Here is an 11627-nt window from a genome sequence, read left to right as displayed (position 1 = left end):
GGTGGTGATGTCCGAGGCCTGCACCGAAGAAACAAAGCCGGTGCTGGCAATCAGGGCGATGGCAATGGCGAGGGACTTGGCGTTCATGGCGGGACCTGTTTGGTGTGTGTGAGCGGTGGTGTGGTAGTAAGGTAGTACACCAAATCTCGAAGCACAAGAACTTTTTTGCTTTTTCGAGATTTGTTCAGCCGGTGGTCATGTTTCATCTGAGACGCCCGGGCTGCAGTTCCAAGGGAGCAGGATGCGTGCCAAATACATCTATTTGATTTATTTGAATTATTTTCCGTTGCAGAGTGTCCGCTGTCCGGACAGTCAGGTATTGCCGCCTGTCCGGACGGACGCTCGGGCGATCCGGAGGTGTGTCGGACATGTGCATCGAGGGTTGAGTGCCTTCAGGTAGGGGGCGCGGTCGGTACACATCCGTTCCGGCTGGGCGGGCAGCCAGGCTTACGAAAGGTCATTGGAGCGCTGCTTCTGCGCTGTACCCGGTCCTTGCAAGGACTTTTCCCATTACCGATGGGGTATGTCCGGGTCGCCGGGAAAGGCTAGGATCGGCTTCCACCTGCATACCCAAAGGGAAATGGAATGAACGCAGCTATGCCCCGTACTGCCGTGCTGACCCTTGCGCTGACCGCCGCGCTGGGCGGATTCATCAGCACTCCGCTGGTTGCACAGGCCAAGCCGGCCGCCACCGCTGCAGCGGTGGATATCCCCTATGAGACCTTCACCCTGCCCAACGGCCTGCGGGTGGTCGTGCACACCGACCGCAAGGCACCGATCGTGGCGGTGAACATCTGGTACCACGTGGGTGCCAAGGACGAGCAGGTCGGCCGCACCGGCTTTGCGCACCTGTTCGAACACCTGATGTTCGGCGGCTCGGAAAATGCGCCCGGCAGCTATTTCACGCCGATGCGCAACATGGGCGCGACCGACATGAACGGAACCACCTATTTCGACCGCACCAACTATTTCGAGACGGTCCCGACTCCGGCGCTGGAACAGGCCCTGTTCATGGAAAGCGACCGCATGGGCTACATGCTGGGCGCCATCAGCCAGGAAACGCTCGATCTGCAGCGCGGCGTCGTCCAGAACGAAAAGCGTCAGGGCGACAACCAGCCCTATGGCCTGAACCAGTACAAGCAGCTGGAGGCCCTGTTCCCCGAAGGCCACCCCTATCGCCACTCGACCATCGGTTCGATGGCCGATCTGGACGCCGCCTCGATGCAGACGGTGCGCGACTGGTTCACCTCCAACTATGGCCCCAACAACGCCGTTTTGGTGCTGGCCGGCGACATCACCCCCGCCAAGGCGCGTGAACTGACCGACAAATACTTCGGCCCGATCGCCAAGGGTCCGGTGAACAATCCCGCCCAGGCCCCGGTCCCGACCCTGTCCGCCCCGCTCAGCGAAACCACCCACGACCGCGTCTCGAACGCCCAGGTCGAGGTCAGCTGGGCCGTTCCCGGCATGCTGGACCCGGATTCGGTGCCGCTCAGCGTCGCGGCATCGGTTCTAGGCGGCCTGGCCTCCTCGCGCCTGGACAATGAGCTGGTGCGCGGCGAACAGACCGCCGTCTCGGCCAGCGCCGGCAACAGCGCCTTCCACCGCGTTGGCATCTTCGAGATGAGCGCCACGATCAAGCCGGGCGAAGACCCCGCCGCCGTCGAGGCGCGCATGCGTGAAATCCTGAACGGCCTGATCGCGGACGGCCCGACGCAGGACGAGATCAACCGCGTCGTCACCCAATACGCCTCGCGCCGCATACAGGGTCTGGAACAGGTCGGCGGTTTCGGCGGCAAGGCCACGGCGCTTGCCGAAGGCCAGCTCTATGCCGGCGATCCGGAGTTCTACAAGAAGCAGCTGGCCGCCTACGCCGCCGTCACGCCGGCCCAGGTCAAGGCGGCGATGCAGAAGTGGCTGACCCGTCCGGCCTATACGCTGACCACCCTGCCCGGTCAGCGCGAAGCCTATCAGGAGGCGGCCGCCTCGCCGTCCGGGGCCAATCGCACGCCGGCCCCGGAAATCGAGCGCAAGCCGCGCATGCCCAAGCCCGAGATCGGTCAGGTCGCCAACGTCGACTTCCCGGCCGTCGAGCGCACCCGCCTGTCGAACGGCATGGAGGTGATCTACGCCCAGCGCGACGCCACCCCGACGACGAAGATCGCGCTCGACTTCGACGCAGGCCTGGCCGCCGACGACCGGTCCAAACTGGGTCTGCAGACCCTGATGCTGGACCTGATGGACGAGGGCACCCGCACCCTGAACGCCACGCAGCTGGCCGAGGCGCAGGAAGCCCTGGGCGCAACCATCACCACCGGGGCGACGATGGACAGCTCGGTCGTCCAGCTCTCGGCGGTGACGCCGAACCTGAAGCCTTCGGTGGATCTGATGGCCGAGGTGGTGCGCAATCCCGCCTTCGCCCCGGCCGAGCTGGAACGCCTTCGCGCCACCCGCCTGTCGCGCATCGCCGCCGAGCGGACCCAGCCGGCCGCCCTGGCCAGCCGCGCGCTGCCGGAACTGATGTATGGGCCGAACAGCCCCTATGGCCGTCCGTTCAGCGGCAATGGCGACGAGGCCAGCGTCAAGGCGATCACCGACGCCGACATCCGCGCCGACTACGCCAAGTGGATCCGCCCGGACAACGCCAAGCTGTTCGTCGTCTCCGACCGGCCCCTGGCCGAGCTGACGCCGATCCTAGACAGCGCCTTCGGTCAATGGGTGCCGCCCGCATCGGCCAAGGCCGTCAAGGACTTCTCGGCCCCGATCCCGGCCGCGACGCCCAAGATCGTGCTGATCGACCGCCCGCAATCGCCCCAGTCCTACATCATGGGCGGCGAGGTTCTGGGCCTGTCGGGCACCGACGACCTGTTGGTGCTGAACGCGGCGAACAATGTGCTCGGCAACGACTTCCTGTCGCGCATCAACTCGGATCTGCGTGAGACCAAGAGCTGGTCCTACGGCGTCAACGCCTCGGTCAATCCGTTCGCCGGACGCGTGCCCTATCTGGTCACCGCCCCGGTCCAGGCTGACAAGACCGGCCCGGCTATCGAAGCCCTGAACCAGCAGTTCAACGACTTCCTGTCGGGCGGCAAGGGCGTGACGCCCGAGGAGCTTCAACGCACGATCAACGGCAACACCCGCCGTCTGGCCGGCAGCTACGAGACCTCGGCCGCCGTCCTGGGCGCCATGCGCTCCAACGCCCTGCTGGGCCGTCCGGACGACTATCCGGAAACCATCGCGGCGCGCACCAACGCCCTGACCGCAGCCCAGCTGGACGCCGCCGCCAAGGCCGCCATCGACCCGTCCAGGTTCGTCTGGGTCGTGGTCGGCGACGCCTCGGTGGTCAAGCCGCAACTGGACGCCCTGGGCATCCCCGTGGAGGTCCGCGCGGCGGCCCCCGCCGCCCAATAGGGCGACGACAAGCCGAAACGACGAAGGCCCGGAGAGCGATCTCCGGGCCTTTTCTTTTTGCCGTCATGCTCGGGTGTGACCCAACGATGAGGGCCGCTAGTCCAGCGTCGCGCCCGTGGTGCGCATGATCTCGGCGCGCAGTTCCGGCAGACCGAGACCCTTTTCCGACGAGGTCAGGGCCACCACCGGGAAGGCGGCGGGGCGTTTGGAGATGGCCTTCAGGGTCGCGGCCTGCACGGCCTCGCCCTCGCCCTTCTTCAGCTTGTCGGCCTTGGTCAGGACGATCTGATAGCTGACGGCGGCCAGGTCCAGCGCATCCAGCGCCTCCGTATCCACCGACTTCAGCCCATGGCGGCTGTCGATCAGCAGATAGACCCGCTTCAGCGTCACCCGGCCGCGCAGATAGTCGCGGCCCAGATCCTGGAACTTCTTGACCGTGGTCTTGGACGCCTTGGCCCAGCCATAGCCGGGCAGGTCGACCAGACGCATCCGGCCGTCCAGATCGAAGAAGTTGACCTCGCGCGTGCGGCCCGGCTCGTTCGAGGCGCGGGCCAGCTTGTGCATGCCCACCAGCCCGTTGATCAGGCTGGACTTGCCCACGTTCGAGCGGCCGGCGAAGGCGATCTCGGGCAGATCGGGGTCGGGCAACTGCTCGATCTTGGCCGCGCCCATGACGAAGGTCGCAGGCCGCGCGAACAGAATGCGCGCCGCCTCGATCTCCTCGGGCGTGAACTCGGTCTCGTCGATCACGCCGGTGACTTCTTGAACCGGGCGAAGAAGGTATCGATCGGGTTCTCGGCCTTGTAGCGATGCATGATCACATACTGCTGCAGGATGGTCAGGATGTTGGACCAGGCCCAGTAGATCAGCAGGCCCGCCGCGAACGGCGCCATGATGAAGGTGAACAGCAGCGGCATGAACTGGAAGATCTGGCGCTGGACCGGATCGGCCGCCGGCGGGTTCATCGCCGTCTGCAGCCACATCGTCAGGCCATAGGCGATCGCCAGCAGACCCAAGTGCAGCGGGCCGGCCAACAGGCCGCCGATCAGCGGCGCCATCGCCGGATCCCACGGAATCAGGCCGAACAGGTTCCAGATCGACGACGGGTCGCGCGCCGACAGGTCATGGATGAAGCCCAGGAACGGCTGGTGACGCATTTCGATGGTAACGGTCAGCACCTTGTACAGGGCGTAGAAGACCGGGATCTGGAGCACCAGCGGAAGGCATCCGGCGACCGGATTGATCTTCTCGCGCTGATACAGGGCCATCGTCTCCTGCTGCTGCTTCTGCGGGTCGTCTTTGAACTTCTTCTTGATCTCCTCCATCTTGGGCTGGAGGTTCCGCATCTTGGACATCGAGGCGTAGGCGTTGTTGGCCAGCGGGAACATGACCAGCTTGACGATGACGGTCAGGGCCAGAATGGCGACGCCGAAGCTGCCGACCAGGCCATAGACGTTCTCCAGGATCCAGAAGATCGGACGCGTCAGGAACCAGAACATCCCCCAGTCGATCGCATAGACGAAGCGAGGCAGGTTCAGGCTCTGCTCATAGGATTTCAGCACCTCGGCGCGCTTGACGCCGGCGAACAGGCGCTGGGTCTCGGTCGCGGTGGCTCCGGGCTGGATCGTGCGGGTGGTGCCCAGGACATTGGCTTCCAGCTGCTGGGCGCCGTTCAGGTCGCGGACGCGGAATTCGGTCTCGACCGCCTCGTTCTGCTGAGGCAGCAGGGCCGCTAGCCAGTATTTGTCGGTGATGCCCAGCCAGCCGCCGGTCGAGGCGTTCTCGATCCGCGGCTCCTTCAGCCAGTCCTTGTATTTCTTCTGCTCGGTCCGGTAGTCGCCCGGCTTGCCGAAGGTGCCGATCGCGCCCTCGTGGACGATGTGCGATGAGCCGGCTGCGGGCGGCACGCCCTGGCGCTGGACGCTGCCGTAGGGGGCGATGGTAATCGCCTGCGTGCCCAGGTTCTGGACCGTGTCCTGCACCGAGAAGACGTATTTGTCGTCGACCGAGATCACGCGCGTGAAGCGCAGGCCCTGGCCGTTGTCCCACGTCAGGGTGACCGGCGTCGTCGGCGTCAGGGTCGAACCATTGGTCAGGCGCCAGACGGTATTGGGTCCGGGCACGCCGCCGGCGACATTGGGGCCGGTCCAGCCGAACTGGGCGAAATAGGCGTTCTGCATCCCCTGCGGGCGGAACAGCTCAACCGGCTGGGGTTTGTCCTGAACCTCGCGGTAGTCGGTCAGGAACAGGTCGTCGATCCGGCCGCCTTGAAGCGACAGCGACCCCTTCAGCGTGCCGGACTGGATCGGCACGCGCGCGGCGGTGCTCAGCGCCTGGCTGCGGTCGGTGACGAAGGTCGGGCCCTGCGGGCTCAGCGCCGTGCGCGCGGCGTTATCGGCGGTCTGCGACTGCTCGGCCTGGGCCTGCTGTTGCACGGCGCGACGCTCGGCCTGCGGACGCAACACGGCGAAATAGTAGATCCCCATGATCAGGACCGAGCACACGATGAAGATGATCGTGTTGCGCGTGTTTTCGTTTTTCATGGATTCTGGCGGTCCTGGCCGGAGGGGGCGCGGGCGTGCGAAGGCCTGTTGGCCTTGGGTGTCGCCAGCCTTGTAAGCGTCGATTTCACGTCGTCAAGCAGACGGTCCCACGCACGCTCGGTCGTGCCCATGCGGGCGATGAAGACATAGTCGCTTCCGGGCACGCCATGCTGGGCCAGCATGGCCCTTGCGGCCTCGCGCAGACGGCGTTTGGCGCGGTTGCGCTGAACCGCCCCGCCGATCTTCTTGGTGGCGGTGAAGCCCAGGCCGATGTGCGGCGAACCGTCGCCGCGCTCCAGCCGCTGGATCACTACGGCGCCGCGCGCCTCGGAAACGCCTTTGGCGGCCGCCAGGAACTGGGGCCGCCGCAACAGACGCTTGATCTGTAAAAGGTCGCTCATGCGTCCAAAAGATCCGGACGCGTAAGCCGCTTACGCCGTCAGGCGCTTGCGGCCCTTGGCGCGACGGCGCGCAACAATCTTCTGGCCGTTCTTGGTGGCCATCCGGCTGCGGAAGCCGTGACGGCGCTTGCGCACGAGTCGCGACGGCTGATAGGTCCGCTTCACGGTCGGCTCCTGACGTTAAAAGGTTGGGCGACGGGGCAAGAGGCGTCCGCCGCAGGAAGGGCGGGCGTATAAGTCGCATGTCCGCGTGAGTCAACGCTCGGACGGCATTTCGGGACGATGAAACGGATGGCGAAACGAACGGCGAAGGAATGGGCCCTGCGGCTGGCGCCGTTGGCGGCCATCGCCGGCCTGGTGATCGCCTTCTTCGCCTTGGGCTGGAACCGCTATTTGTCGATGGATCTGATCCGCGAGCACGGGCTGAACCTTCAGGCCTATGCGCAACAGAACTGGTGGATCGCGCTGGTCGCCTTCATCGCGGTCTATGCCTTGGCGACCGCCTCGACCATTCCCGGACCCGTCTTCCTGACCCTGCTGGGCGGGATGATGTTCGGCCCCTATGTCGGGGCCCTGGCCCAGTCGACGGGGGCCACCATCGGTTCGGTCGTCATCTATTATGTCTATCGCACCTCGATCGGTTCGTGGCTGCGCGCCAAGTTCGAGGCCGACGCCGGCTTCATGGATCGGCTGGCCAAGGGCATCGACCGCAACGCGTTCACCACCCTGTTCACCCTGCGCGTGATCCCCAGCGTGCCCTTCGTCCTGGTCAACGCGACGGCGGGGATGATGGCGGTGCCGCTGAGGCCCTACATCATCGCCACCTTCATCGGACTGCTGCCGTCCACCTTCATCTACACCTGGATCGGATCGCAGCTGGGCGGCCTGCTGCGCGCCGGCGTGCGGCCGGACCTGCCGATGCTGCTGCAACAGTTCTTCTGGCCGTTGATGGGCGTGGTCTTCCTGTCCCTGCTGCTGCCCATCGGCATCAAGCTGTTCCAGATGATCCGTGCACGGCGGATCGGGGCGACGGCGGCATGAGCGTCCTGTTTGACCGGATCGCGGCGCGGCTGAACCTGACGCCGGACCAGGCCAATCTCTGGCGCGAGCGCCTGACCCCGCGCGCGCCCGACGGTCTGTCGGCGCGGCTGCTGCTGCTGACCGTCGCCTTTACCCTGGCGGTCGAGGCCCTGATCCTGGGGCCGAACCTGGCGGCCTTCCATGAGCGCTGGCTTCGCGACCGGCTCCAGGCCGCCGAACTGGCCTCGGTCGGGGTCGAAGCCCTGCCCTATAGCGCGGTCGAGGACGACACGGCCGCCGAGTTGATGCGGATCGGCGGGGTTCAGGCGGTGGCCCTGACGGAGCAAGGCGTGCGCCGCCTGCTGCTTCAGGCCCCCAACCTGCCCCGCGCGCCCGAACTGATCGACCTGAGGCGTCAGGACAGCTGGTCGCGCCTGACCGACCCGTGGCGCACCCTGTTCGGACATCCGGACCGCTCGCTGCGGGTTCAGGCCAAGCCGCGCTATCGTTCCGGCGACTTCATCGAGATCGTCACCCCCGCCCAGCCGTTGAAGCTGGAACTGCGTGCCTTCCTCCTGAACAGCCTGCTGGTGTCCCTGCTGGTGTCGGTGACGGCGGGCGCGCTGCTGTATGGCGGTTTGGCCCTGCTGGTGCTGCGGCCGCTTCGTCGCGTTACCCGCTCGATGGAGCGGTTCGCCGCCGATCCCGAGAGCGAGGCCGAGGCGCCGTCCGACCGTCACGACGAGATCGGTCGCGTCGAGCGCGAACTCAGCCGGATGCAGGAGGAGGTGCGCCATTCCCTGCGCTCTCGCGCCCGTCTGGTCGCGCTAGGCGAGGCGGTGGCCAAGATCAACCACGACCTGCGCAACATGCTGACCTCGGCCCAGATGGCGTCCGAGCGGCTGGCGACCTCCGCCGACCCGCAGGTAGCCAAGGCCCTGCCCCGGCTGGAGCGCGCACTCAGCCGCGCCGCCGGCCTGTCGCGCAATGTGCTGGAATACGGCAAGAGCGAGGAGCCCGCGCCGCAAAAGACCCGCGTCGTCCTGACCAAGGCCCTGACCCTGGCGGCCGAGGACGCCGGGCTGGACCCCGACGGCGTGCGCCTGGTCAAACAGCTGCCGCCCCGGTTCGCCGTCGAAGCCGACCCGGATCAACTGTATCGCATCCTGGTCAATCTGATGCGCAACGCCCGCCAAGCCATCGAGGCCGATCCCACGCGTCCGCCCGAGCGGCGCGGCAAGGGCGCCATCACCGTCAGCGCCTTCGGTCAGGACGGCGTCTGCGTCGTGCGCATCGACGACGACGGCCCCGGCATTCCGCCGCGTCTGGCCGAACGGCTGTTCGAACCCTTTGTCAGCTCAAAAAGCTCGGACGGCTCGGGCCTGGGCCTGACCATCTCGCGCGAACTGGCCGCCCTTCACGGCGGCGACCTGCGGCTGGTCGAGACCGACGGAACAGGCGCCGTGTTCGAGCTGCGCCTGCCGGGCTGAACCGCCCTATTCCAGACCGTCGTCCGACACGACGAAGGGCCGGTTTTCCGCCTTGGCCTGAGCCGCGAGTTCCTCCTGAACCAGATGCCAGCGCCGCAGCCGCTCATAGTCGATGGCGTGCTCGGGCGAGGCGTCCAGCCAATGCCGGAAGTCCTCGATCTGGAGCCGGGCATCCGCGGCGGTCGTGTCGGGCAGGGCCGGCACGTTCGGCAACTGGCGCGCGACATCCGCAGGAATGGGGAAGTCGCCGGACGCGGTGCTCAGGATCATCGATCTTCTCGGATAGGCTGCGGTCGGGAGAGATCGACCATGACGCGAAGCCAAGCCTTTCGCCACCTTTTCATCGCTGCGGCGTTGTGCAGCAGGATCACAATGGCCAAGCTGCGGGCAACGCCTCGGCCTCGGGAGAGACAGTCATGATCGTTCGCACCGCCGTCGCCGCCGCCCTGCTGGTCGCCGCCCTGACCGCGCCCGTCGCCGCCCAGACGGCGGCGCCTGCGACCGCCGACCCCTATCGCGATCAGCGCGCCCTGCCCGACCCGGCCGATCCCGCCAGCCGCGACGCCCTGCTGAAGGCGCGGGGCGAGGCCTATCATCGCGCAAGCGACGCCCAGCAGACCGAGGAGGAACTGCGCACCACCCGCGCTCTGAACGACGAAATCGCCGCCCAGAACGCCCTGGCCGACAAGACCGACTCCGACAACCGGCTGGACTACGACGCCGCCTTGGCCCGCCATCAGATCGAGGTCAGCCAGGCCGAGGAACAGGCGCGCGCCGCCGCCGAGACCGCGCGGCTGGCGCAGGAGAAATACGACCGCGACTACGCCGCCTGGCAGGAACAGGTGCGACTGTGCCGCACGGGCTTCCGTCAGGCCTGCACGGCGCGCCCCGCCTGGGTCGCGTCGGCGCAGTAAGCAGTCCAGCTTCGCGACGGCGAGCGAACGCCGCCCGCGAGACTAGGCAAAAGGCTCAGCCCGCGACCAGGCTCATGTCGCGGCGCGCCATCATGCGGTCGAACTCGGTCCAGACGCCGTCCGCGCCGTGCCAGTTCCCCTGCGTCGCCGCCTTGGAATATTCGGTGGCGCGGGCCTCGAAGAAATTGGCGTGTTCGACGCCGCTGAGTAGCGACTGCAGCCAGGGCAGCGGGTTTTCCGTCACCCCATAGACTTCCGGCAGCTTCAACTGACGCAGGCGCCAGTCGGCGATGAAGCGGATGTATTGTTTGATGTCGTCTGGCGTCATGCCCTGGACCGAGCCCATTTCGAAGGCCAGGTCGATGAACTTGTCCTCCATGTTCACCACCGTCTTGCAGCAGTCGACGATGTCGTCCGCGACCGACTTGGTGACGGCGCCCGTCTCCTTGTTGAAGGCGTGGTACAGCTTGATGATGCCTTCGCAGTGCAGGCTCTCGTCGCGCACCGACCAGGACACGATCTGGCCCATGCCCTTCATCTTGTTCTGGCGCGGGAAGTTCATCAGCATGGCGAAGGACGCGAACAGCTGAACGCCTTCCGAGAAGCCGCCGAACATGGCCAGGGTCCGGCAGATGTCGGCGTCGGAATCGACCCCGAACTGGCCCATATAGTCGTGCTTGTCCCGCATGGCCTCATATTCCATGAAGGCGCCGAACTCGCTCTCGGGCATGCCGATGGTTTCAAGCAGCAGGGCGTAGGCCGCGATATGGATCGTCTCCATATTGCCGAAAGCGGCCAGCATCATCTTCACCTCGGTCGGTTTGAACACCCGGCCGTAGCGTTCCATGTAGTTGTCCTGAACCTCGATGTCCGCCTGGGTGAAGAAGCGGAAGATCTGGGTCAGCAGATTGCGTTCGCCGTCGTTCAGGGTCGAGGCCCAGTCCTTGACGTCCTCGCCCAGCGGCACCTCCTCGGGCATCCAGTGGACCTGCTGCTGCTTCTTCCACATGTCGAACGCCCACGGATAGCGGAACGGCTTGTAGGCGGCCGACGGGGTCAGAAGACCGGCGCGCTCGGGGAGGATGATCGGAGTGATGGCGTTCATCGAACTGGACCTGAGGGCGATTCTGAAGACGCGTTCACCATGCGATTTGAAGACGTCGGCGCCAAGTCAAAATAGGTCTATGTTGCGATCACAATTTATCGCGACCGCTAGATGTTGTGTCCGTGCCGCACATTCTTGGGGACGGGCCTGGGGACGCACCTGGGGATGACGCCGCGCCCGGCGGCTCAGGCGGCTTGGGCGTCCAGGCGAGTTGCGGCCGCGCTGAGCGTCTCGTCGATGGCGGCATAGAGCTTGGCCTGGGTCACCGGCTTGGCCAGATGGCCGTCCATGCCGGCGGACAGGCACCGCGCGGCGTCTTCGGGCATGGCCTCGGCGGTGACGGCCAGGATCGGCGTCTGACTGGCGGGATCGGCCAGGGCGCGGATCGCGCGGGTGGCGGCCAGACCATCCATCACCGGCATGCGCACATCCATCAGGATCAGATCGAAAGCCTCGGCCGAGACGGCGTTCACCGCCTCGCGCCCGTCGCAGGCCTCGGCGGTGTCGCAGTCGGCGGCCTGCAGCATGATGCGGAGCAGATCGCGATTGGCGGGGTGGTCGTCGACGATCAGAACCTTCATGCGACGGCTGTCCAGCGGCGCGCCGCTCTCCGTCTCCACCGGAACCACGATCGGCGCCTCGAGCTGCAGAGTGAAGGTCGAGCCCTGCCACTGCACGCTTTCGACGGCGATCGTTCCGTTCAGCCGCTCGGCGTGGCTCTTGGCCAGGGCCAGGCCGACGCC

11 protein-coding genes are annotated in these 11627 nt (G+C 66.3%); 4 read left to right on the top strand and 7 right to left on the bottom strand.

Annotation, left to right across the window (positions count from 1 at the left end; all coding sequences use genetic code 11):
- The first annotated feature begins 597 nt into the window (after positions 1-597).
- The gene (locus tag B3T77_RS06310) at positions 598-3411 is read left to right on the top strand and encodes a M16 family metallopeptidase (protein WP_292078206.1); all 2814 of its coding nucleotides are present in this window, start codon (positions 598-600) and stop codon (positions 3409-3411) included.
- Positions 3412-3507: 96 nt separating this feature from the next.
- Here the strand turns inward: B3T77_RS06310 and yihA are convergent, their stop codons facing one another.
- Genes yihA through rpmH form a run of 4 tightly spaced genes read right to left on the bottom strand, consistent with a single transcriptional unit; the run spans position 3508 to position 6520 of the window.
- Complete coding sequence (gene yihA, locus B3T77_RS06305) at positions 3508-4161, bottom strand: ribosome biogenesis GTP-binding protein YihA/YsxC (protein WP_292078205.1); 654 nt, start codon at positions 4159-4161, stop codon at positions 3508-3510.
- Positions 4158-5954 (bottom strand): membrane protein insertase YidC, encoded by a 1797-nt coding sequence (gene yidC, locus B3T77_RS06300; RefSeq protein ID WP_055754639.1) that lies wholly within the window; start codon positions 5952-5954, stop codon positions 4158-4160. Before yidC ends, yihA begins: the two co-directional genes overlap by 4 nt.
- The gene (rnpA, locus tag B3T77_RS06295; protein WP_055754640.1) at positions 5951-6355 is read right to left on the bottom strand and encodes a ribonuclease P protein component; all 405 of its coding nucleotides are present in this window, start codon (positions 6353-6355) and stop codon (positions 5951-5953) included. The genes yidC and rnpA overlap by 4 nt, the downstream gene beginning before the upstream one ends.
- Before the next feature lie 30 nt (positions 6356-6385).
- A complete protein-coding gene (gene rpmH / locus B3T77_RS06290; RefSeq protein ID WP_003164000.1) occupies positions 6386-6520 on the bottom strand; it encodes a 50S ribosomal protein L34 in 135 nt (44 codons plus the stop codon).
- A 126-nt stretch (positions 6521-6646) separates the two neighbouring features.
- On the opposite strand from rpmH, the gene B3T77_RS06285 reads away from it, so the two are divergent.
- Both B3T77_RS06285 and B3T77_RS06280 read left to right on the top strand, forming a co-directional pair.
- A complete protein-coding gene (locus tag B3T77_RS06285; protein WP_292078204.1) occupies positions 6647-7396 on the top strand; it encodes a TVP38/TMEM64 family protein in 750 nt (249 codons plus the stop codon).
- Positions 7393-8865 (top strand): sensor histidine kinase, encoded by a 1473-nt coding sequence (locus tag B3T77_RS06280; RefSeq protein ID WP_292078203.1) that lies wholly within the window; start codon positions 7393-7395, stop codon positions 8863-8865. The genes B3T77_RS06285 and B3T77_RS06280 overlap by 4 nt, the downstream gene beginning before the upstream one ends.
- 6 nt (positions 8866-8871) lie before the next feature.
- On the opposite strand, the gene B3T77_RS06275 is transcribed toward B3T77_RS06280, so the two are convergent.
- Positions 8872-9135, bottom strand: coding sequence for a hypothetical protein (locus B3T77_RS06275; protein WP_039246564.1), 264 nt, complete (start codon positions 9133-9135; stop codon positions 8872-8874).
- Positions 9136-9281: 146 nt separating this feature from the next.
- Between B3T77_RS06275 and B3T77_RS06270 the strand changes: the two genes are divergently transcribed.
- Positions 9282-9779 carry a hypothetical protein gene (locus B3T77_RS06270; RefSeq protein ID WP_292078202.1) on the top strand — a complete coding sequence of 166 codons (498 nt, stop codon included), beginning with the start codon at positions 9282-9284 and terminating at the stop codon, positions 9777-9779.
- A 55-nt stretch (positions 9780-9834) separates the two neighbouring features.
- On the opposite strand, the gene B3T77_RS06265 is transcribed toward B3T77_RS06270, so the two are convergent.
- Positions 9835-10884, bottom strand: coding sequence for a ribonucleotide-diphosphate reductase subunit beta (locus B3T77_RS06265; protein WP_066625135.1), 1050 nt, complete (start codon positions 10882-10884; stop codon positions 9835-9837).
- Between the two features lie 185 nt (positions 10885-11069).
- Positions 11070-11627: ATP-binding response regulator (locus tag B3T77_RS06260; RefSeq protein ID WP_292078201.1), on the bottom strand; the 558-nt coding region annotated here is incomplete at its 5' end.

This window comes from Brevundimonas sp. UBA7838 (genome assembly GCF_002500885.1).
Taxonomy (GTDB): Bacteria; Pseudomonadota; Alphaproteobacteria; order Caulobacterales; family Caulobacteraceae; genus Brevundimonas; species Brevundimonas vesicularis_C.
This window is presented reverse-complemented; position numbering and strand designations above follow the sequence as displayed.